Source organism: Halomonas sp. DP8Y7-1 (assembly GCF_019801685.1).
Lineage (GTDB): Bacteria > Pseudomonadota > Gammaproteobacteria > Pseudomonadales > Halomonadaceae > Halomonas > Halomonas litopenaei_A.
The window spans coordinates 92,301-112,310 of the sequence record NZ_JAHVIN010000007.1; the positions used below are offsets into that span (position 1 = coordinate 92,301).

The window sequence follows — 20,010 nt, forward strand, 5'->3', positions numbered from 1 at the left end:
GGCGAACGTGAGACAATGGGCACGTTGGGGGCGAGGATTGTAGCACTGTGCACCGTCCGTCGCAGCCATGATGCATGGCCGGCCCGTCATCACATGGAAACGTGGTCTCTTGGGGAACAGCGAATGAACAAGCAGTGGTGGATCGTCGTCGCCGTCGCAGCTGCCGTACTGTGGTTTTTTGTGAGTATCGAACCGGTGCTGGCGCCGTTCTTTGTCAGCATGGTGCTGGCCTATCTGGGGGACCCGATTGCCGATCGCCTGGAAGATCGCGGGTTGTCGCGGCAGTGGTCGGTGGCGGTCGTGTTTGTGCTGCTGACCCTGCTGGTGGGATTGACCCTGCTGCTGGTAGTGCCGCTGCTCGGGCGGCAGATTGGTCAGTTGGCCGAGGCTCTGCCGGCGATCCTGAACTGGGTTCAGAGCACGGTACTGCCTCAGCTCCAATCCTGGACCGGTCTCGACCTGAGCACCGACTTCGATCAGCTGCGCCAGGCGCTGCTGGCCAATTGGAAAGAAACCGGCACCCTGGCCGCCAGTGTGCTGGCACAGGTGTCTCGCTCCGGCTTGGTGTTGGCCGGGTGGCTGGCCAACCTGGCCTTGATACCGGTGGTGACCTTCTACCTGCTGTTGGACTGGGACGTGCTGGTAGGCAAGGTGCGGCGCCTGCTTCCGCGACAGTGGGAGCCCACCGCCGTGCGCTTGGCCAAGGAGTGTGACGAGGTGCTGGCGGCGTTTCTGCGCGGGCAGTTGATCGTCATGCTGTGCCTGGGGGTGATCTACGCGGTAGGCCTGACCCTTCTGGGTGTGCGTTTTGGCCTGTTGATCGGCCTGCTGTCGGGGCTGGCCAGTATCGTTCCGTACCTGGGCGTCATCGTCGGCATCACGGTGGCTGGCGTGGTGGCATTTTTCCAGTTCGGCGACTGGTTGATTCTGTTGGGGGTGGCGCTGGTGTTCGGTTTCGGGCAGCTGGTAGAGAGTACGCTGCTGCAGCCAAAGCTGTTGGGCGACAAGATCGGTCTACATCCTGTGGCGGTCATCTTCGCGGTGCTTGCCGGTGGCCAGCTGTTTGGCTTTACCGGGGTGCTGCTGGCCTTGCCGGTGGCCGCCATGGTGATGGTCGTGCTGCGCTACCTGCATGAAACCTACAAGAACTCGTCGTTGTACGATGCCCATCAGCAGGGACGTGACGGCGCTCGCCAGCCCGCAGCCAATGCCGACGAGGACGTGCGATGAGCCGGTCTCCTGCACAGCTGCCCCTGGGGCTTGGGCTGCGTGATGATGCCACCTTCGAGAACTATCACGCGGGGGGTAACAGCCCCGTGGTCGAATGCCTGCGTCAGCAGTTCGAGGACGATGGGGAGTCGTTTCTGTATCTGTGGGGCGGCGAGGGGGGCGGGCGCAGCCACTTGCTCCAGGCGGCGTGCCATGAGGCTTCGGGCCGGGATTTCAGGACGCTGTATCTGCCCCTGGAAGAACTCGGGCACTTTCCTCCATTGATGCTGGAGGATATCGAGCGGCTCGACCTGCTGGCCATCGACGATCTGGACAGAGTGGTCGGGCGCAAGCGCTGGGAAGAGGCGTTATTTCATGCCTTCAATCGCCTGCGTGACAGCGGCAAGCGGCTGGTGATTGCGGCGGACAGGCCCCCCCGGCAGCTTGATGTCCAGCTGCCGGATCTTGCGTCACGGCTGACCTGGGGCATGACCTTCCACCTGCGACCCTTGTCCGACGAGGACCGCATGAGCGCTCTGACATTGCGAGCCCGGGTGAGGGGCATGGAAATGCCCGGCGAAGTCGCGCGCTATATTCTGCACCGTGGTCCCCGCGAGCTTGGCGAGTTGTTTCGCTGTCTTGACGTGCTGGATAGCGCCTCTTTATCGGCGCAACGCAAGCTGACGATCCCTTTCGTCAAGCGCGCTCTGGATTGGTAGAGGCGGCAACCGGGTTGCCGCCGTCGACTTACCGACTCAACTGCAGTTCACTGTGCCCGCCGTTGCTTAGCGAGACTTCCTTGATCACGATCTGGCGCATGCCGGTGGCGGGGTCCACCACCGTCCCGGAGGCGTAGAAGTCGCCAGGGGGAAGGTCTCGCAGCTGAAAGTAGCCATTGCCGTCAGTTCGCGTGGTGTGGGTGTACTCCCGCGCCCGCGGATCTGCGCGTTCCACCGCACGGCCTGCCAGCGCCTGGGCCGCCGCTTCGGCGGAATACTTGGTGATGGGAGCGAGCGAGACGGTCTCGTTGGCACCGATCACAGGTCCGGCGTCGGTGTTGAGCGTGAGGCGACCCGACAGCACCGCACTGCCGCTCTTGGGAAGCTTGGCGTAGACGTCCTCAGGGAAAGGAATCTCACGCGGGACCCGAGCCTGGTCGGCGGTGGGCTGGTCATCCCTCGGGCCTGGCTGCTCCACTGTCACATCCGGCTCGCCGATATCGATCACGTCTGGTGCGCGAGTCGTACCCGTCGTACTGATGCCCTGGCACCCGGCCAGCAGGGCGGCCAGCAGCATGACGGCCCATAGTGGGGTTGCGCGTGACAGCAGGGGGAATGCCTTCATGGCGAGGTCTCCTTTTCATGTCAGTAGGCCCTGTGCCCCATCAGCTTAACGCAAAGCGGCCCCCGATGGAGATCGGGGGCCGCTGATGAACGACTGGCGTCGTTCAGGCGAGTGCCGTTGCCGAATTACTTGGCGTTGGCGGTCGCCTTGGTAGCAGTGTCGGTAGACAGCGCCTTGACGCTTCCTGCAGATCCTGCAGATACAAGACGGCCCCCGATGGAGATCGGGGGCCGCTGACGAACGACTGGCGTCGTTCAGGCGAGTGCCGTTGCCGAATTACTTGGCGTTGGCGGTCGCCTTGGTAGCAGTGTCGGTAGACAGCGCCTTGACGCTTCCTGCAGATCCAGCAGATACAAGACGGCCCCCGATGGAGATCGGGGGCCGCTGATGAACGACTGGCGTCGTTCAGGCGAGTGCCGTTGCCGAATTACTTGGCGTTGGCGGTCGCCTTGGTAGCAGTGTCAGTGGCTGCCTTGACGTTGTCTTCGGCCAGCTTCTGGCTCTTGGAGACGAAGTCCTGCTGCAGGGCCACGACCTTCTCGGCGTCGCCTTTCATGCGCTCGGTCAGGTCCTTGGCGACCTTCTGCTGGCCTTCCATGTAGGAACGCAGGCCTTCTGCATCCTTGACGGAAGTGAAGGCGCGTGCCTGGGCCAGACCGGTCTCGGCGTAAGCCTTGGCAGCGTCCAGCTGAGCGCTGGCGAGCTTCTCGGCGAAGTCGACAGTCAGGTTGGCGTAGGCGCGAGCCGGACCGAAGAACAGAGTCTCGACTTGCTCGTTGTTGAACAGTGCTTTGGCGTCAAAAGTGCGCATCATCAGAACCTCCTGGGTTATCGAACTCACGCTAGGCCGGACCGTGGGAGTTGCCCTGTAGGTCGCTGCCTGGGTGTCTTCTGTTGCAGTGCACAATAGCAGAGCGTTTTGTGCATCGCAACATGTGTGTGGGCTGAGTCTGGCGATAGGTGCGGGAAAACGTGAAGTGGCACAGTGCATGCGTTTTAAGCCGATCGGACCGGGCATTTCGCCGCCAGCGCATGGGCACAACGATGACAGGGCACAGTGACAGCGAGATGACGCTTGCAAGCAGGCCTTGGCGCCACCATGGTGAAGGATGGGGGAGAAGACCGTGACCCTTGCCACTATCGATCAGGAGTGATCCATGACGCAGACACGTATCGAACGCGACAGCATGGGGGAACTGGAGGTTCCCGCCGGTGCTCTCTACGGCGCCCAGACCCAGCGTGCGGTCAATAACTTTCCCGTATCTGGGCAGGCCATGCCCGTCGCCTTCATTCATGCCATTGCGCGGATCAAGCGATCCGCCGCCGTGGTCAATGTGGCCCTCGGCCTGCTGGATGATGCGCGAGGGCAGGCCATTATCGAGGCGGCCGATGAGATCATCGAGGGACGCCACGACGACCAGTTTCCGATCGATGTGTTTCAGACCGGCTCTGGCACCTCCAGCAATATGAACGTCAATGAGGTCATCGCTCACCTGGCCAGTCGTGATGACCTTCAAGTGGGGCCCAACGATCACGTCAACATGGGCCAGTCGAGCAACGATGTCATCCCGACGGCGCTGCATCTATCGGCTGCCCTTGAGGTCACGGGCCGCTTGCGCCCGGCACTGGTGCACTTGCGTGACACGATTGATCGGCGTGCCAACGAGCTCGACGGTGTGGTCAAGACCGGGCGCACCCACTTGATGGACGCCATGCCGCTGCGCCTGAGTCAGGAGCTGGGGGGCTGGTCCAGTCAGGTAGGCCAGGCCATCGAACGCCTCGACAGTGCCCTGATTCGGCTATGTCGCCTTGCCCAGGGGGGGACCGCCGTGGGCACGGGCATCAATGCCCATCCCGAATTTGCACAGCGCATGGCGGAAGAGTTGTCACGCCTGACCGGACTGACGCTGAGTCCCAACGACAGCTTCTTTGCCAGTCTGGGGTCACAGGATGCTGCCGTCGAACTGTCAGGACAGCTCAAGGGGCTGGCCTGTGTGGTGATGAAGATCGCCAATGATCTGCGCTGGATGAACTCCGGCCCGCTTGCTGGGCTTGGCGAGATAGAGCTTGAAGCCTTGCAGCCGGGCAGTTCGATCATGCCGGGCAAGGTCAATCCGGTGATACCCGAATCTGCGGCCCAGGCCGCCGCTCAGGTGATCGGGCTTGATGCTGCGGTGACCGTGGCCGGGCAGAGCGGCAACTTCCAGTTGAATGTGATGCTTCCGCTGGTCGCCAACAACCTGCTGACGGCCATTACCCTGATGACCCAAACCTCGGTACTGCTGGCGGACAAGGCCATCGCGACCTTCAAGGTGCGCGAGGACAACCTGAGTGAACCGCTGGCGCGCAATCCCATCCTGGTGACGGCATTGAATTCAGTGATCGGCTATAACGCCGCGGCGGCGATTGCCAAGAAGGCGTACCAGGCAGGGCGCCCGATCATTGACGTGGCCGAGGAAGAAACCGAGCTGGGACGTGAGGAGCTGCAGCGCCTGCTTGATCCGGTCGCCCTTACCCAAGGGGGCATTCCCGAATAGCGTTGTCGAGTGGCGGCGACGAGACCCGTTGATGCCTTTGGCGAAGCCCTGCACGGTCAGGGCTTCGCCGCGTTGGTCGCTGACGTCAGCTAGGCTCGTCCCGCTCCTTGGCTTCTTCCACGGTATCCCGGGCATCACGAAACTCCGCCGGTGCCGCTTCGGGGGTGTCGTGTTCGTCTGCCCTGGCCGGTCGGTAGCAGAGCCGAGCAAGAATCGGAAAATGGTCCGAGCCGAAGGCGGGAAGTCGCTCCATATGCGCCAGGGTGAAATGCTCGCTGACGAAGACATGGTCCAGCGGCCAGCGCAGCAGCGGTATGTTGGCATGGAAACTGGCGAACAGCCCGCGCCCGCGGCGGGGGTCCAGCATCCCACTGACACGGCAAAACAGTCGCGTGCTGCGGGACCAGGCAACATCGTTAAGGTCACCGGCGACCAGTGTCGGAACGGGGTCCTGATGGATCAGCTTGGCCACCAGCATCAGTTCGGCGTCTCTCCATAGCGACTCTTCGCTCTCGCTGGGGGCCGGGGGGCGCGGATGCAGCGCGTGGAAGCGTATCTGCTCGCCACTGGGCAGCTCGACGCCACAGTGGATGGAGGGGATGTCATCCTGTATCAGCCATTTGACCTTGGTGTCGTGCAACGGGCGGCGAGAGTACAGGTGCATGCCGTAGAGGTTGTCCAGGGGGACGCGAACAGCGTGGGGGTAGCTGTCAGCGAGCCCCTCATCCAGTTGGCTGCCCCACCAGTCATCCGATTCTAGCGTCAGCAGCATGTCCGGCTCGTGGTCCCTGACCAGCTTGAGCAGCCCATCACTGTTGCGATTGGGTGTCAGCACGTTGGCGACCATCAGCGTCAGGCAGCGGTCAGCGACATCGTCTTCCGCCGATTTCACTTGTACCGGCCAGAGCGGTGTCCAGGGCAGCACGTATCCCGCCTGTATGATCGCCACCACCAAGGCGACGATCATCAACCAAGGCGTCAATAGCGGGCTGGCCAGGGGGCTTGCCAGGGCGCACAGCAGAGCGGCGAGGCCTAGCTGCAGGCGCGGAAATTCGCAGGCTCTAAGCCACCACCAGTGGGTGGGGATTCTGGCGATCAGGGTCGCAGCTGCGAGCACCGTCACGACAGACACCAGTATGACATCAGCGATCAACTCAACCATTCGGCGGTCCTTCGACGTGGTGGTAAACGGGAGATCGTTGATCAGACTAACGAGATGTAGCGCTGGACGATAGGGCCACGAGAGCCGTCTTTTCGCTAGGGCTTCGACAGCGCAGCGCAGATCGCGGCAGCGTAAGTGACCGGGACCACCAGCTTTCGGGCTGAGCCTCGTCGGTCTGAACCCCGGTGGTCTGAGCCCGCACCGCGGGTTGACGCCATCGTGGGCTCAGGCGAGCTTGAGGGGGGCAGGGCGGTGGGTGTGGAAGTATTCCTGTAGCTGCTGCTCGGCGTCGTCGCCGAAAAGAATGCGCGCGGCCTCTTCAAGGCCGGGGGCGTCGCGCAGGCTTTCGTGGTCCACCACTAGCGCAATCTTCGAGCGACGGCGCAGGAAATCGTCCATCCGGGTGATCATCTCCTTGCTGGCGGCATGTTCCAGCTCGCAGCGAAGGTACTCGGTGCCCGCTATCAGCAGTTCCCCTTGTCGGCGATCTCTGCGGATCTGATCAAGCATGCCAAAGGCGCTCAGGCCGTAGCGGCGCCACAGTCGCGTGCTCAGTGCCTCGCTGGATGAGGCCGGCGTCATCGTGTCCAGTTCGAGCAGGCGTGCTTGGTGCATGAACTCCCGTCGATCATCCGCGTGGGGTTCTCCATACCAGCGTGCATCCGGGTCAGGGATGGTGACGCCCAGGGCGGCGACTTCCGCGACGATTTCTTCGCCGACGTTCACACAGTCGGTGAGTTTTCCGCCAAAGATACTGATATGACGATCCTCGCTTGAGGTGTCGATGGCGTGCTTGCGTGACATTTGCAGAAAATCCCGTTGGCCGTCGGCACTGGCCTTGACCGCCAGCGGACGCACGCCACAACGGCTGGCAATGACGTCGCTGCTCGTCAGTGGACGCTCCAGCGTCAGACGCTTGTTGATGTTGTCGAGAACGAAGCTGACGTCCTGGTCAGTGACGGCGACTTCCGGGCGTTGCTCCCGAGTATCGGTGGTACCAATGCAGGTACGGGGGCCCATGGGAATAGCGAAGAATAGCCGGCCATCGTCGGCGAAGAAGGCCAGCACTCGATGGTGATCGGTCAGCCGCGGCACGATCAGGTGGATGCCCTTTGAGTAGGCGTGGTGGTGCTCGGTGACCTGGCCACTGCGTTGGTTGTGGTCATCCACCCAGGGGCCCGAGGCGTTGATCAACACGCTGGCATTGATGCGCAGTGAGGTCTGCGCCTGATGGTCCCAGCCATCGACCACCCAGTGCCCGCCCTGGCGGCTGGCACCCCTGGACTCGACATAATTGGCAGCGGCAGCACCATAGTCCAGGGCGGTGCGCACGAAGTTGAAGACAAAGCGGGCGTCATTGTCGTGTAGATAGGCGTCAGAGTACTCGAATCCACCCACGGCATTGCCGGTATCGACGATCGGCTCCCTGGCCTTGATGCCTTTGGGGTTGAGATAGCGCGGTAGCCGGGTGAAGGCATTGCCCATCAGCCAGTACAGCCAGGTGCCGAGCCATAGTGTGCGTGGGTGATGCCGGAAGCCCTTGTCGACGGTGGTCAGAAAGCGAATCTCCTGCACTGTCGAGGGAAAGCTGCGAATCAGATGGTTGCGGCTCTTGCAGAGTTTTCTGACCAGGGCAAAGTCATAGCTTTCCATGTACTTGATGCCGCCCCAGACCAGATTGGAGGAATGCTGGCTGGTTTCGCCGGAGAAGTCGCCCCGGTCGATAAGGGCGACCTTGACGCCCTTGCCTGCCAGGGCGGCCGCGCTGGCGGCACCATTGATGCCGCCCCCGACGATCACTACATCGAAGTGCTCGGTCTTGAGTCGTTGCACATGGGTATCACGCAGCTGCATGAGTCCGCCTCCCTGGAGGTGTCAGGTGTCGTCGCGCTCCCAGTTCATGGTCCGCCGCACGGCCTTCTTCCAACCCTTGTAGCGCCGCTCGCGTTCCTCTTCGGCCATCGCCGGGCAGAAGGTGCGTTCGATATCGCCACTGTGGGCCAGCTGCTCCAGGCTCCAGTGCCCGACCGCAATGCCGGCCAGATAAGCGGCGCCGAGCGCCGTGCTCTCGATGACCTGGGGACGCTCCACGTTGACCGCGAGCATGTCCGCCTGGAACTGCATCATGACGTTATTGGCCACCGCGCCTCCGTCGACCCTGAGTGCCTTCAGGGTGATGCCCGAGTCGGCCTGCATGGCATCGATGATGTCGCGGGTCTGGTAGGCCAGCGCATCGAGGGTGGCGCGAGTGATATGTTCCTTGCTCGAGCCTCTGGTCAGGCCGAAGATGGCGCCTCGGGCGTACATGTCCCAGTAGGGGGCGCCGAGACCCGCGAAGGCCGGTACCACATAGACGCCGTCGGCATCCTCGACCTTGCTGGCGTAGTACTCGGAGTCTTCCGCCGCGTCGATCATCTTGAGTTCGTCCCGCAGCCACTGAATGGCGGCGCCGGCGATGAAAATCGAGCCCTCCAGGGCATAGGTGACCTTGCCGTCCAGGCTCCAGGCCACAGTGGTCAGCAGGCCTGACGGCGACGGTACGGGGGTATCGCCGGTATTCATCAGCAAAAAGCAGCCGGTGCCGTAGGTATTCTTGACCATGCCTTTTTCGAAGCAGGCCTGGCCGAACAGCGCCGCTTGCTGATCCCCGGCAATACCGGCGATGGGGATCTGCGCCCCGCCGAACATTTCCTTGGCGGTGGTGCCATAGACCTCGCTGGATGACCTGACCTGCGGCAGCATGGCCAGCGGAATATCGAGAGCCTCCAGCAGGCGAGCATCCCATTCCAGGGAGTGAATATTGAACAGCATGGTGCGTGATGCGTTGGAGACATCGGTGACATGCTGTTCGCCACGGGTGAGATTCCACAAAAGCCAGCTGTCCATGGTACCGAACAGGAGGTCGCCGGCTTCTGCTCGCTGCTGGGCACCATCGACCTGATCGAGTATCCAGCGGATCTTGGTGCCGGAGAAGTAGGCGTCCACCACCAGCCCGGTGGTGTCACGAATATGTTGTTCAAGCCCCTTGTCCTTGAGCGCATCGCACAAGGGAGCGGTGCGCCGGTCCTGCCACACAATGGCGTTATGGATCGGCTTGCCGGTGTGTCGGTCCCAGACCAGGGTAGTTTCACGCTGGTTGGTGATGCCGATAGCCGCGACCTGACTGGGTTTGACCCCTTGGGTTTCCAGCACCTCCCGGGCCACCCCCATCTGGCAGCCCCAGATTTCCATCGCGTCGTGCTCAACACGGCCCGCCTGTGGGTAGTGTTGGGTGAACTCTTTCTGGGCGATGCCAACGATACGGGTCGCCTGGTCGAACAGGATCGCGCGACAGCTGGTGGTCCCTTGGTCGAAGGCAAGAATGTAGGGGCGTTGCATGGGCAAGGTTTCCTGAAACGCGAATGACGACTTCAGCGTGGTGGATGAACGTACGCTTGGCCAGAGGCGGTAACGGTTCAGAGGGTTTCGGATTCGAAAATAAGCATAGACAGATGTTGGCTAACGAACAAATGCATGCGCGAAAAACGACCATGGAGGCTCGCCTCAGGCCGCGGAGACAGGCGAGTCACGCGATGTGCAGGGCCACGTCATGTGTCCTGAGAAGGCGGGCAATGGGCTCTGGTGGCTGACGGTCGGTGAACAACGCATCGAGTTGTGCGACGTTGCCTTGCCGCACCACGGGGTTGCGGCGGAATTTCGAGTGGTCAGCGGCAAGAAATACCTGACGTGAATTCTGGATGATGGCCTGGGCGACGCGCACTTCCTGATAGTCGAACTCCAGCAGTGAGCCATCCTCGTCTATCCCGCTGATACCGATGAGGCCGATGTCGACCTTGAACTGATGGATGAAGTCGATGGTGGCTTCGCCGATGATTCCCCCATCCCGCGGGCGAACCTGGCCGCCAGCCACGATCACCTTGAAATCTTCCTTGGGGTGGAGGATGGACGCCACGTTCAGGTTGTTGGTGATGACTTCCAGTCCCTGATGCTCCAGCAGCGCTTCAGCGATCAGTTCGTTGCTGGTTCCGATGTTGATGAACAGCGAGGCGTGATGAGGTACCTGGCGGGCGACGCTGGCGGCGATCCGTCGCTTGGCATCCAGGTTAAGCGTCTTGCGGGTGGCGTAGGCGGTGTTGACGGTGCTGGATTCCAGGCCGGCGCCACCATGAACACGCCTGATGCGTCCCGTTTCGGCCAGTGCATTGAGATCGCGCCGGATCGTCTGCGGTGTCACGCCAAAGTGGTCGGTCAACTGCTCGATGCTGGCGTACCCCTGGCGGCTGACCAGGTCGATGATGGCATCCTGACGCTGTTGCTGATTCATCTCAGGCGTTCCCTAAGCGATATCTGGTGATCGTAAACGAACTTGGCAGTGATTGGCGATGGTCTTCACCCGGTGCTCGTGGTTCATGTTGGGGGAGGGCAAAGCGCATGGCCGAGCACGCTCCATCAGAAAAAATCATTCGGTGAACTCAAGGGCTTGCATTATTCTGACGATCCCGTAGAATTCGCATCCGTTGTCAGGGATGAGGCCCTTCAAGGCGTCGCCCAGACCGGTCCAGTAAAGGAAGGTTGCTCAAGGGTAATTCGTTCCTCTGGACAGTGTAGGACCATAGCTCAGTTGGTTAGAGCGCCACGTTGACATCGTGGAGGTCGGCGGTTCAAATCCGCCTGGTCCTACCATTATGCAGTTCTGCCACATTTCGTGCCGGTGCCTGTTGTAGTGGTACAGGTAGTAGTGGCACATGCAGTAATAGCAAGGCTGATCTTTGCAGGACCATAGCTCAGTTGGTTAGAGCGCCACGTTGACATCGTGGAGGTCGGCGGTTCAAATCCGCCTGGTCCTACCAGTCAGTAGCCGCAGTTAGCGTTATACAGCAGGACCATAGCTCAGTTGGTTAGAGCGCCACGTTGACATCGTGGAGGTCGGCGGTTCAAATCCGCCTGGTCCTACCAGATTCCAGAAAAAGGCCCCGAGCACTATTTGCTCGGGGCCTTTTTCGTTGGTGGATCATTGTGTCTTCACCGCGCCGTTCCCTGTCAGTGGTCCCTCGTAAAGCTCCAGGATGCCCTCGCTGACGAGAGGCGTGGTGACGAGGGACAGGCTGGCGAGGGGTAGGTGACGAGAGAGCAGGCGGAAGGGGTAGCGGCGGGCAGAGTAGGGCAGTACGCCCTGGAGGCGTCACTGCCCTTGAGGTGGCCGCGATGTGGTGAGGCTTAGGCCTCCGAACTTAGAACTCAGAACTCAGAACTCAGAACTCAGTCCACTGGCCTGCCGAAAGACCTCTACCAGGCGCTCGATGCCTGCCTGGTCGTCGGCGCTGAAGCGCCCTTGCTGTGGGCTGTCCAGGTCGAGGACTCCCCACAGTTGGCCTGCGGCATCGAGAATCGGGACGACCAGCTCGGAGCGGGATGCGCTGTCGCAGGCGATGTGGTCCGCTACCGCATGCACGTCGTCGACGCGCTGGGTCTCAAGGCTTCGGGCTGCCGCACCGCAAACCCCCTTGTTGAACGGAATGGGGTGGCAGGCTGGCTTGCCCTGGAAAGGGCCAAGCGACAGCACCTGTGGCGTCTTGTGAAGATAGAAGCCTGCCCAGTTCAGCGCTTCGACTTCCTGCATGATAAAGGCGCTGGTCTGAGCGGCGTTGGTCAGCCAATCATCGCTGTCGAGAAGGGCGCTGAGCTGACGCACCAGAAGGTCATAGGATGACATGAGGGTCTTGATTCCGTCCTGCAGAAGTGAAAAAGGCCGACCATGCTGATCAGCATTGGCCGGCCTCGAAGAGCCAGTATGGGTTACTTCCAGCCAGGCACCGCGGAGCCCTTGAACAGTTCCTCGGCCTTGGCAGCGACTTCGTCGCTCTGGTAGGCGTCGACCAGCTGCTGAATGGCTTCGCTGTCTTCGTCGCCGCTACGCACGGCAATGATGTTGACGTAGGGTGACTCGGGACCTTCCTTGACCAGCGCGTCCTCCAGGGTCAGGCCGGCGGGCTGAGCGAAGGTGTTATTGATGAAGGCCATGTCCACATCCGGCAGTACGCGGGGGAGCTGGGCCGCTTCGATTTCGCGGAAGTCGAAGTCGTGGGGATTTTCCACGATGTTCAGCGGTGTGGCCTCAAGGTTCTCCGGATCATCGAGGGTGATCAGGCCCTCGTTATGCAGCAGGATCAGCGAGCGGCCTTCGTTCGACGGGTCGTTGGGCAGGGCGATGGTGGCGCCCTCCGGCAGTTCGTCGATGCTGGTGTACTTCTCGGAATAGGCGCCGATGGGATACACGAAGGTGCGTCCGGCAATGGCGAAGTCATAGCCCCGATCATTGACCATGGCGTTCATGTACGGCTCATGCTGGTAGGCGTTCGCGTCCAGGCTGCCGTCGGCGAGTGCGGCATTGGGTGTCACGTAGTCGGTGAACTCAATGATCTCCACGTCCAGGCCATAACGCTCTTCTGCCAGCTCGGCGGCGACCTGCATGACGTCGGTCTCCGGGCCCGCTACGGTGCCTACCTTGATGCTGTGCTCGTCAGCGTTGGCCTGGCTGATGGCCAGTGACAGGGTAGAAAGGGCAAGGGCGCCCAGCAATGTCTTGCGCATGATCGGTGTCTCCCACAGGCGGTGATGACGTGTGCCGCGATGATAATGGAATAACAAAGGTTTTGCTAATTCGTTTTCGCTATATGTTGCTGAGGGTCATTTATGGTTGCTCTTGCGCACCAGATAGTCGCCCAGGCTCTGAAAGACTTGCACCATGACGACCAGAATAGCGACGGTGATCAGCATGATCGTTGGATTGAAGCGATTGTAGCCATAGCGGATGCCCAGGTCGCCTAATCCGCCGCCGCCAACGGCTCCGGCCATGGCGGAGTAACTGACCAGGGTGACGGCGGTGACCGTCAATGCGGTAAAGATGCCGCCACGTGCTTCTGGCAGAAGCACTTTTGAAATGATTTGCCAGGGCGTGGCGCCCATGGACTGCGCGGCTTCCACCAGGCCGGGAGAGATTTCGTTCAGTGCTCCCTCCACCAGACGTGCAATAAAGGGAATGGCCGCGATGGTCAGGGGGACGGCCGCGGCATTGGTGCCAATGGAGGAGCCGACCAGCATGCGAGTGAACGGAATGATGGCCACCATCAGGATGATAAAGGGGATCGAGCGCCCGATATTGGTCACGATGCCGAGCACCGACTGAAGGACCGGCTGTGCCAGGATCTGGCCAGGCCGAGTCACGTACAGCAGGACGCCCAGCGGGATGCCGACCAGGGCGGAGAGAATGCCCGAGACCGCCACCATGTACAGCGTGTCCAGAGTGGCTTCGAGAATCAGATTAAACATCGCGCTGGACATGGCCGAGCACCTCCACTGTCAGGTCATGGGCTTGCAGATAGTCGAGGGCGCGGCGAGTGTCGTCGGCACCTCCCATCAGTTCGGCGATCATCAGGCCGAGGGTGCGTTCCTGGATGGACTCGACCTTGGCCTGCAGAATGCTGACGTCGACTCCACACTCCCGGGCCAGGCGCGAGATCAATGGCGTTGATACTGCATCGCCGGAGAAGGCCAGGCGTACCACCGGGTGAGTGTGCTCGCCCGCCTGGGGTTCGAGTCGGTCGATCAGCTCCCGTGGCGGCTCCAGCTCGAGAAAGTCATTGAGGAAGTGGCGGCCAAGGGCCGTGCGTGGCGAGGTGAAGAAGTCACCCACATCGGCCTCCTCGACCAGCTCGCCGCCGGAAATCAGGCCGACTCGGTGGCAGATGGTCTTGACCACCTCCATCTCATGGGTAATCAGCAGGATGGTCAGTCCGAGCTTCTGGTTGATGTCCTGAAGCAGTTCCAGAATAGAGGCGGTGGTCTGCGGATCCAGCGCTGAGGTGGCTTCATCGCACAGCAGCACTTGTGGCCGGCTGGCCAGGGCCCGGGCAATCGCGACGCGCTGCTTCTGGCCGCCGGACAGCTGGGCGGGATACTGCTTGGCCTTATCCGCCAGGCCAACCAGCTCGAGCAGAGGCGTGACACGTTCCTTGATCTCCGCTCCCTTGACGCCCATCAGCTCAAGCGGCAGCGCCACGTTGTCGAACACGGTGCGCGACGTCAGCAGGTTGAAATGCTGGAAGATCATGCCGATGCGATGGCGGGCCTGATTGAGGGCCGGCCCCGCGAGCCCGGTCAGCTCCTGGCCGTCGACTTCCACGGTGCCCGTGGTAGGGCGCTCCAGCAGGTTGACGCAACGAATCAGGGTGGACTTGCCAGCGCCCGACAGGCCGATGACGCCGTGAATCTGTCCGCGAGGCACATGCAGGTTGACGTTTTTCAGCGCCTGGACCGCGCGTGGTCCGGTGCCGAAGGTCTTTGAGAGGTTGGTCAGTCGTATCATGTCAGCCACCGGGTGGGCACCGAGTGACCGGGGGCGGGCAGGACCATGGGCAGGTCAGGCAGAGGGCAGGCAAGAGCAAGGGGTGTCCAAAAAAAAGGCCACCCTGGCGGGTGGCCATCAACGCTGGACACACCCTTTTAGCTGCACTTCATGCGCTGACACCTTGTGAGTGTCATGGCACGGGCGCCCGCAATCCGGGTACAAATCGGCGCCTAAAAATGTAGCCGGCAAGAATAGGGGGCTTGCTGAGTCCTGTCAATCACTTGTCGACGTGGATGGGGGCGTCAAGATGGAGGTTCGTCTACCGCCGAGTCACCCGCCCACTTACCCACCCACGGGGAATGCCGGCAGAAGACCCATGAAGGCCAAGAGGGTGACGCTTGATCATCGCCTTTCGTGGGGCGGGGCCGTCGCTTGCATGGAACTTTAGGGCGGAGATCCATAGACTGGCCCGATCGAAGGCCGAGGCCTTTTCGCTGGCGAGGAGATGAGGATGTTTACCGGGATTGTGCAAGGCACCGCTGAAGTGGTCGACATGATCGAAGCTGAGGCGTTTCGCACCCATGTCGTGCGCCTGCCGGAGCACTTGCTGGAAGGTCTGGCACTGGGCGCGTCCGTGGCCCACAACGGGGTGTGTCTGACGGTGACTGCGGTGGACGGCGATCGGGTCAGTTTCGACCTGATGCGCGAGACCCTCAGGGTGACCAATCTAGGCGCGGTATCCATTGGCGACCGCGTCAACATCGAGCGTGCGGCGCGTTTTGGCGATGAGATCGGCGGGCACGCCATGTCAGGGCATGTCATGGCGCAGGCGGAGCTGGTGGAGCTGGACGAGGCGCCCAATAATCGGCGCCTTTGGTTTCTGTTGCCGGAGGGGCTGGACAGGTTTGTCTTCACCAAGGGCTATATCGGCGTCGATGGCATCAGTCTGACCATCGGTGCACTGCGTCAGGAAACCCGTGGCGGTGCGTTCTGCGTCGACCTGATTCCGGAAACGCTGGCCCGCACGACGCTGGCGGATCGTCGACCCGGAGACAGGGTCAATATCGAGGTGGACCCCCAGACCCAGGCGATTGTCGAGACCGTTGAGCGAGTGCTGGCGGCGAAAGGTGGCGCCTGAATCAGGGGCGGTGGCCTTGTTCGCTGTGGACGTCGGAGATCGTCTTGCTCGCTGTGCCGTAGCGCCCGTAGCAGAGGAGACGAGGGCCTTCCTCGCTTGAGGCGGTGCTAACTTAATCGGATGCCACATTCCGATTTTGCACCGACCGTGATCAGTGAGGACGACCATGAAAATGACAGCCAAGGCATTGGCGGCAGGGGCGTGCATCCTAGCGTGCGGGTTTGCCACGATGGCGACCGCCGAAAGTGATCTATCACCCTGGGTAGACGACGACGGCACCATTCACCTGCCCGAGAATTTCCGCACCGAGATGGCCCACCTGGGCTCCTGGTTTGTGCCAGAGGGAGATGCGAGCGGCTTCCACAACGTCTATACCGAGCCCGAAAGCATTGCTGCCTATCGGGAAAACGGCGTGTTCCCCGACGGTGCCGTGCTGGTGAAGGAGCTGCGCGCCCATAGCACCGGTGACTACACCACTGGCGCCGGTGTGAGCTACGAGAACGACACCATTAAACAGTGGTTTGTGATGGTCAAGGACGCGACCAACCGCTTTGCCGACAGCAATGGCAGTTGGGGGGACGGGTGGGGCTGGGCCTTGTTCAAGACTGACGACCCGGCGACCAATGTGTCGGCGGACTACCAGACGGACTGCCTGGGCTGCCATGTCCCGGCAAAGGACAAGGACTGGATCTATACCGAAGCCTACCCGATTCTGGTAGAGTAGCGCGCTTTCGAGAGTCGCCACCGTCGGGCGCAGGTGCTGTTGCATCGCGCCCGATGTGCGTTTTGGCACCGATCTGTTCGGTGGCAGACGCGGTCAAGCGTTGGCTTCATTGTGCAGTATCGTCGTGCGTCCCCCGGCGGCCTGCTATATGGTGTCTCTAGCCACCGGGTGGCGGGGCACGGTCGGTGACTCTCGTCCTGGACACCCCCTCATTGACTCCACGTGCAGGACCTAGCGCATGTCCAATCCCCAGCCTGAATCGAACCAGGGCAAGAGTCCCCTCGATCGCTTCTTCAAGCTCAGCGAACACCGTACTACCGTGAAGACAGAGGTCATCGCCGGGATCACGACCTTCCTGACCATGGCGTACATCATCTTCGTCAACCCAAGCATCCTGTCCGAAGCGGGCATGGACTACGGGGCGGTCTTCGTGGCTACCTGTGTGGCCGCGGCGGTGGGCTGTCTGATCATGGGTCTGTGGGCCAATTACCCCATCGCCCTGGCGCCGGGTATGGGCCTCAATGCCTTCTTCACCTACGGCGTCGTGCTCGGGATGGGCTATACCTGGGAGGCGGCACTGGGTGCGGTGTTCCTGTCGGGCGTTACCTTCTTTCTGCTCAGTATCTTCCGCATTCGCGAATGGATCATCAATTCCATTCCGATCACATTGAGGCTCGGGATTGCTGCCGGCATCGGCCTGTTTCTTGCCATGGTGGCCATGAAAAATGCTGGCATCATCGTGGATAACCCGGCCACTCTGGTGTCAGTCGGTGACCTTTCCGAACCTGCGCCGCTTTACGCCCTTGCCGGTTTCTTCATTATCACCGCGCTTGCTCACCTGCGGGTCACCGGGGCGGTGATGATCGGTATTCTCGGCGTGACGCTGGTTGCCATGCTGCTTGGACACAATGAATTCAGCGGTGTGGTGTCGATGCCGCCTTCCATTGCACCGACCTTGATGTCGATGGACCTCGCTGGCGCGTTCAACGTGGCGATGATCAGCGTGGTCTTTGCCTTCCTGTTTGTTGACCTGTTCGATACCTCCGGCACGCTGGTCGGTGTGGCTCATCGCGGTGGACTGCTGGACAAGGATGGCAAGCTGCCTCGTCTGGGGCGCGCGCTGATGGCCGACTCTACTGCCTCCATGGCAGGTGCGGCGCTGGGCACCTCGACCACTACCAGCTACGTCGAAAGCACGGCAGGTATCGCTGCCGGCGGGCGGACTGGCCTGACGGCCGTGGTAGTGGCCGTACTGTTCCTGCTCAGCCTGTTCTTTGCGCCGCTGGCGGGCTCCATACCTGCCTACGCCACGGCGGGGGCGCTGCTGTACGTGGCCTCCCTGATGGCGGGCAGTCTGGCTCACGCCGACTGGGATGATGCCACCGAGGCGGCCCCGGTACTGATCGCCGCTCTGGCCATGCCGTTGACCTTCTCGATTGCCGAGGGTATTGCCTTTGGCTTTGTCAGCTATGTCGCCATCAAGGCCCTGTCAGGTCGCTTCAAGGACCTGAATGTTGCCGTGGTCATCCTGGGCGTACTGTTTGCCATCAAGATGATTTTCCTCGATTGACCGGCGCTCCTCCGCCTCTCTCCGCCGCCGGCTTTGACGCAAATGGCGGCGGGTGGCGTGACGGACCGTGCAGCGGTCAATCTGACGGGTAGCCTTGTCAGCAGGGCTACCCGATGTTGTCATTTCCTTCGTACCCGATTTCTAGCGAGAACCGCCATGAGCATTTACGGCGACTACATCAAGTCTGTCATTCGCACCGTTCCCGACTGGCCACAGCCGGGCGTCAATTTTCGTGACATCACCCCGCTTTTGCAGAATAGTGCCGCCTTCCGCAAGCTCATCGATAGCTTTGTGCACCGCTATCAGGAGATGGATCTGGACGCGATTGCGGCGATCGACGCTCGCGGTTTTATCGTCGGCGCGCCCGTCGCTTACGAGCTGGGCTGCAGCTTTGTGCCGGTGCGCAAGAAGGGCAAACTGCCGTTTCGCACCATCAGCCAGACCTATACGCTCGAGTACGGCACGGCTGAGGTTGAGCTGCACTCCGATGCCTTCCGCAATGGTGATCGTATCCTGGTCGTCGATGATCTGATCGCTACCGGAGGCACCATGCTGGCGGCAGCTGAATTGATCAGTCGCAGTGGCGGCCAGGTGGTGGAGACCTCTGCCATCGTGGACCTGCCCGACCTGGGTGGTTCGCAGAAGATTCGTGATGCAGGTCACAGCGTATTTGCCGTTTGCTCGTTCACTGAGGACGAATGATCCATGAGTAGCCATCGTTATCACCGTCATTTTGTCGTCTCCTGGGACCAGCTGCATCGCGATGTGCGCGAGCTGTGTCATCGGCTGATCGAGCGCGACACCAAGGGCATCATCGCTATCACTCGGGGCGGACTGATTCCGGCCGCCTTGATCGCCCGTGAACTCAATGTGCGCTTGATCGATACGGTCTGTATCAAGAGCTACGACCACATGGAGCAAGAGGGCCTCGAGGTGCTCAAGGGCGTCGATCACGACGGCGAAGGTTGGCTGCTTGTCGACGACCTGGTCGATACCGGCAAGACCGCCAAGGCCGTCCGCGAGATGCTGCCCAAGGCGCATTTTGTGACGATCTATGCCAAGCCTGAAGGGCGCCCCCTGGTGGATCAGTACCTGACGGAGGTGGCTCAGGACTGCTGGATCCAGTTCCCCTGGGACATGGGTGTGGCCTATGTGGAACCCCTGGCCGACCAGCGTCGGTGATGGCCATGGGGCAGGTGTTGTCGGGAGCGTGGCAGCGTCACCTGGGAGCAGAGTTCGACGCGCCTTACATGCAGCAGTTGAAGGCCTTCCTGGCTGACGAGAAGGCTGCGCGCAAGGTGATCTATCCGCATTCGTCGGATTGGTTTCGCGCCTTTGAACTGACCCCGCTCGAAGACGTCAGGGTGGTCATTCTCGGCCAGGACCCCTACCACGGTCCTGGCCAGGCCCACGGCCTGTGCTTTTCGGTACGTGCCGGCATCAAGCCGCCGCCTTCCCTGGTCAATGTCTACAAGGAACTGTCCCAGGACCTGGGTGTGGAGCCTGTGCCCCACGGGCATCTCGAGGCCTGGGCGAGGCAGGGGGTACTGCTGTTGAACACCTCCTTGACGGTGGAAGAGGGCAATGCGGGCTCCCACCGCGGCAAGGGCTGGGAGACGTTTACCGATCGCGCTATCCAGACCGTGAGCGCCGAAGCAGGGCCCTGCGTGTTCCTGCTGTGGGGCTCCCACGCGCGCCAGAAGAAAGCGCTGGTGGATCGCCAGCGTCACCTGGTGCTGGAGTCGCCGCACCCCTCGCCGCTGTCCGCCCATCGAGGCTTCTTCGGTAACCACCACTTCTCGCGGGCGAATGCGTTTCTCCAAGAGCAGGGGCGTGGGCCGATCGACTGGCAGCTGCCGTCTAGCCCCTAGCGGGCTGCCTCGCCACCGGGCCGTGCAGGCGTCGGTGGCAAGGCTCAGCGGCGATTGTTCGCAGCGGGTTAACCTGAGAGCAGGATACGGGTAGAATGGCGCGCAATT

General features: G+C 61.6%; 19 protein-coding genes and 3 tRNA genes. 12 read left to right on the forward strand and 10 right to left on the reverse strand.

The features are described from left to right. Nucleotides 1-123: 123 nt before the first annotated feature. Both KUV41_RS11170 and hda read left to right on the forward strand, forming a co-directional pair. The gene (locus KUV41_RS11170; RefSeq protein ID WP_206944613.1) at nucleotides 124-1,230 is read left to right on the forward strand and encodes an AI-2E family transporter; all 1,107 of its coding nucleotides are present in this window, start codon (nucleotides 124-126) and stop codon (nucleotides 1,228-1,230) included. Next, nucleotides 1,227-1,928: a DnaA regulatory inactivator Hda gene (gene hda, locus KUV41_RS11175; RefSeq protein WP_222239211.1), complete on the forward strand. Its 702-nt coding sequence runs from the start codon at nucleotides 1,227-1,229 to the stop codon at nucleotides 1,926-1,928. The genes KUV41_RS11170 and hda overlap by 4 nt, the downstream gene beginning before the upstream one ends. Before the next feature lie 28 nt (nucleotides 1,929-1,956). On the opposite strand, the gene KUV41_RS11180 is transcribed toward hda, so the two are convergent. Next, complete coding sequence (locus KUV41_RS11180; RefSeq protein WP_261396018.1) at nucleotides 1,957-2,553, reverse strand: carboxypeptidase-like regulatory domain-containing protein; 597 nt, start codon at nucleotides 2,551-2,553, stop codon at nucleotides 1,957-1,959. Between the two features lie 427 nt (nucleotides 2,554-2,980). Continuing rightward, nucleotides 2,981-3,364 (reverse strand): phasin family protein, encoded by a 384-nt coding sequence (locus tag KUV41_RS11185; RefSeq protein WP_206944765.1) that lies wholly within the window; start codon nucleotides 3,362-3,364, stop codon nucleotides 2,981-2,983. Between the two features lie 346 nt (nucleotides 3,365-3,710). On the opposite strand from KUV41_RS11185, the gene KUV41_RS11190 reads away from it, so the two are divergent. Further along, entirely contained in the window at nucleotides 3,711-5,090 is a 1,380-nt protein-coding gene (locus KUV41_RS11190) for a class II fumarate hydratase (protein ID WP_222486129.1), read from the forward strand. Nucleotides 5,091-5,175: 85 nt separating this feature from the next. Here KUV41_RS11190 and KUV41_RS11195 read toward each other — a convergent pair whose 3' ends face one another. The 4 genes from KUV41_RS11195 to KUV41_RS11210 all read right to left on the reverse strand — a co-directional run bounded on the left by KUV41_RS11195 (nucleotide 5,176) and on the right by KUV41_RS11210 (nucleotide 10,576). Further along, the gene (locus KUV41_RS11195) at nucleotides 5,176-6,252 is read right to left on the reverse strand and encodes an endonuclease/exonuclease/phosphatase family protein (RefSeq protein WP_206944608.1); all 1,077 of its coding nucleotides are present in this window, start codon (nucleotides 6,250-6,252) and stop codon (nucleotides 5,176-5,178) included. Nucleotides 6,253-6,477: 225 nt separating this feature from the next. Next, entirely contained in the window at nucleotides 6,478-8,106 is a 1,629-nt protein-coding gene (locus KUV41_RS11200; RefSeq protein ID WP_222486131.1) for a glycerol-3-phosphate dehydrogenase/oxidase, read from the reverse strand. 21 nt (nucleotides 8,107-8,127) lie between these two features. Beyond that, on the reverse strand, nucleotides 8,128-9,630 hold the full coding sequence (gene glpK / locus KUV41_RS11205; RefSeq protein ID WP_222163340.1) for a glycerol kinase GlpK: 1,503 nt from the start codon (nucleotides 9,628-9,630) through the stop codon (nucleotides 8,128-8,130). A 187-nt stretch (nucleotides 9,631-9,817) separates the two neighbouring features. Next, nucleotides 9,818-10,576 (reverse strand): DeoR/GlpR family transcriptional regulator, encoded by a 759-nt coding sequence (locus tag KUV41_RS11210; RefSeq protein ID WP_222163339.1) that lies wholly within the window; start codon nucleotides 10,574-10,576, stop codon nucleotides 9,818-9,820. A gap of 282 nt (nucleotides 10,577-10,858) precedes the next feature. On the opposite strand from KUV41_RS11210, the gene KUV41_RS11215 reads away from it, so the two are divergent. The 3 genes from KUV41_RS11215 (at nucleotide 10,859) to KUV41_RS11225 (ending at nucleotide 11,208) form a co-directional block, all read left to right on the forward strand. Beyond that, a tRNA-Val gene (locus KUV41_RS11215) sits at nucleotides 10,859-10,935 on the forward strand. 90 nt (nucleotides 10,936-11,025) lie between these two features. Then, nucleotides 11,026-11,102 (forward strand) — tRNA-Val (locus KUV41_RS11220). A 29-nt stretch (nucleotides 11,103-11,131) separates the two neighbouring features. Then, nucleotides 11,132-11,208 (forward strand) — tRNA-Val (locus tag KUV41_RS11225). A 289-nt stretch (nucleotides 11,209-11,497) separates the two neighbouring features. Here the strand turns inward: KUV41_RS11225 and KUV41_RS11230 are convergent. The 4 genes from KUV41_RS11230 to KUV41_RS11245 all read right to left on the reverse strand — a co-directional run bounded on the left by KUV41_RS11230 (nucleotide 11,498) and on the right by KUV41_RS11245 (nucleotide 14,617). Continuing rightward, complete coding sequence (locus tag KUV41_RS11230) at nucleotides 11,498-11,965, reverse strand: GAF domain-containing protein (RefSeq protein WP_222486003.1); 468 nt, start codon at nucleotides 11,963-11,965, stop codon at nucleotides 11,498-11,500. A gap of 83 nt (nucleotides 11,966-12,048) precedes the next feature. Beyond that, complete coding sequence (locus KUV41_RS11235) at nucleotides 12,049-12,843, reverse strand: MetQ/NlpA family ABC transporter substrate-binding protein (protein WP_206944598.1); 795 nt, start codon at nucleotides 12,841-12,843, stop codon at nucleotides 12,049-12,051. Between the two features lie 96 nt (nucleotides 12,844-12,939). Then, nucleotides 12,940-13,593, reverse strand: a complete 654-nt coding sequence (locus KUV41_RS11240; protein ID WP_206944596.1) for a methionine ABC transporter permease — start codon at nucleotides 13,591-13,593, stop codon at nucleotides 12,940-12,942. Next, nucleotides 13,574-14,617: a methionine ABC transporter ATP-binding protein gene (locus tag KUV41_RS11245; protein ID WP_222163336.1), complete on the reverse strand. Its 1,044-nt coding sequence runs from the start codon at nucleotides 14,615-14,617 to the stop codon at nucleotides 13,574-13,576. The genes KUV41_RS11240 and KUV41_RS11245 overlap by 20 nt, the downstream gene beginning before the upstream one ends. A gap of 493 nt (nucleotides 14,618-15,110) precedes the next feature. Here KUV41_RS11245 and KUV41_RS11250 point away from each other — a divergent pair, with 493 nt between their 5' ends. The 6 genes from KUV41_RS11250 (at nucleotide 15,111) to ung (ending at nucleotide 19,902) form a co-directional block, all read left to right on the forward strand. Next, on the forward strand, nucleotides 15,111-15,737 hold the full coding sequence (locus KUV41_RS11250) for a riboflavin synthase subunit alpha (RefSeq protein ID WP_222163335.1): 627 nt from the start codon (nucleotides 15,111-15,113) through the stop codon (nucleotides 15,735-15,737). Between the two features lie 229 nt (nucleotides 15,738-15,966). After that, nucleotides 15,967-16,461 carry a cytochrome P460 family protein gene (locus tag KUV41_RS11255; RefSeq protein ID WP_224907536.1) on the forward strand — a complete coding sequence of 165 codons (495 nt, stop codon included), beginning with the start codon at nucleotides 15,967-15,969 and terminating at the stop codon, nucleotides 16,459-16,461. 238 nt (nucleotides 16,462-16,699) lie between these two features. Further along, nucleotides 16,700-18,031 (forward strand): NCS2 family permease, encoded by a 1,332-nt coding sequence (locus KUV41_RS11260; RefSeq protein ID WP_222486135.1) that lies wholly within the window; start codon nucleotides 16,700-16,702, stop codon nucleotides 18,029-18,031. Between the two features lie 156 nt (nucleotides 18,032-18,187). Next, the gene (locus KUV41_RS11265) at nucleotides 18,188-18,733 is read left to right on the forward strand and encodes an adenine phosphoribosyltransferase (protein ID WP_206944586.1); all 546 of its coding nucleotides are present in this window, start codon (nucleotides 18,188-18,190) and stop codon (nucleotides 18,731-18,733) included. 3 nt (nucleotides 18,734-18,736) lie between these two features. Next, the gene (gene gpt, locus KUV41_RS11270; protein WP_206944584.1) at nucleotides 18,737-19,213 is read left to right on the forward strand and encodes a xanthine phosphoribosyltransferase; all 477 of its coding nucleotides are present in this window, start codon (nucleotides 18,737-18,739) and stop codon (nucleotides 19,211-19,213) included. Nucleotides 19,214-19,218: 5 nt separating this feature from the next. Then, complete coding sequence (gene ung, locus KUV41_RS11275) at nucleotides 19,219-19,902, forward strand: uracil-DNA glycosylase (RefSeq protein WP_222486137.1); 684 nt, start codon at nucleotides 19,219-19,221, stop codon at nucleotides 19,900-19,902. Nucleotides 19,903-20,010 lie beyond the last annotated feature (108 nt).

Bases quoted from the DNA above. Each gene is read 5' to 3' on its own strand.
- KUV41_RS11170 (WP_206944613.1), top strand. From the start codon at position 124: ATGAACAAGCAGTGGTGGATCGTCGTCGCCGTCGCAGCTGCCGTACTG.
- hda (WP_222239211.1), top strand. From the start codon at position 1,227: ATGAGCCGGTCTCCTGCACAGCTGCCCCTGGGGCTTGGGCTGCGTGAT.
- KUV41_RS11180 (WP_261396018.1), bottom strand. From the start codon at position 2,553: ATGAAGGCATTCCCCCTGCTGTCACGCGCAACCCCACTATGGGCCGTC.
- KUV41_RS11185 (WP_206944765.1), bottom strand. From the start codon at position 3,364: ATGCGCACTTTTGACGCCAAAGCACTGTTCAACAACGAGCAAGTCGAG.
- KUV41_RS11190 (WP_222486129.1), top strand. From the start codon at position 3,711: ATGACGCAGACACGTATCGAACGCGACAGCATGGGGGAACTGGAGGTT.
- KUV41_RS11195 (WP_206944608.1), bottom strand. From the start codon at position 6,252: ATGGTTGAGTTGATCGCTGATGTCATACTGGTGTCTGTCGTGACGGTG.
- KUV41_RS11200 (WP_222486131.1), bottom strand. From the start codon at position 8,106: ATGCAGCTGCGTGATACCCATGTGCAACGACTCAAGACCGAGCACTTC.
- glpK (WP_222163340.1), bottom strand. From the start codon at position 9,630: ATGCAACGCCCCTACATTCTTGCCTTCGACCAAGGGACCACCAGCTGT.
- KUV41_RS11210 (WP_222163339.1), bottom strand. From the start codon at position 10,576: ATGAATCAGCAACAGCGTCAGGATGCCATCATCGACCTGGTCAGCCGC.
- KUV41_RS11230 (WP_222486003.1), bottom strand. From the start codon at position 11,965: ATGTCATCCTATGACCTTCTGGTGCGTCAGCTCAGCGCCCTTCTCGAC.
- KUV41_RS11235 (WP_206944598.1), bottom strand. From the start codon at position 12,843: ATGCGCAAGACATTGCTGGGCGCCCTTGCCCTTTCTACCCTGTCACTG.
- KUV41_RS11240 (WP_206944596.1), bottom strand. From the start codon at position 13,593: ATGTCCAGCGCGATGTTTAATCTGATTCTCGAAGCCACTCTGGACACG.
- KUV41_RS11245 (WP_222163336.1), bottom strand. From the start codon at position 14,617: ATGATACGACTGACCAACCTCTCAAAGACCTTCGGCACCGGACCACGC.
- KUV41_RS11250 (WP_222163335.1), top strand. From the start codon at position 15,111: ATGTTTACCGGGATTGTGCAAGGCACCGCTGAAGTGGTCGACATGATC.
- KUV41_RS11255 (WP_224907536.1), top strand. From the start codon at position 15,967: ATGGCGACCGCCGAAAGTGATCTATCACCCTGGGTAGACGACGACGGC.
- KUV41_RS11260 (WP_222486135.1), top strand. From the start codon at position 16,700: ATGTCCAATCCCCAGCCTGAATCGAACCAGGGCAAGAGTCCCCTCGAT.
- KUV41_RS11265 (WP_206944586.1), top strand. From the start codon at position 18,188: ATGAGCATTTACGGCGACTACATCAAGTCTGTCATTCGCACCGTTCCC.
- gpt (WP_206944584.1), top strand. From the start codon at position 18,737: ATGAGTAGCCATCGTTATCACCGTCATTTTGTCGTCTCCTGGGACCAG.
- ung (WP_222486137.1), top strand. From the start codon at position 19,219: ATGGGGCAGGTGTTGTCGGGAGCGTGGCAGCGTCACCTGGGAGCAGAG.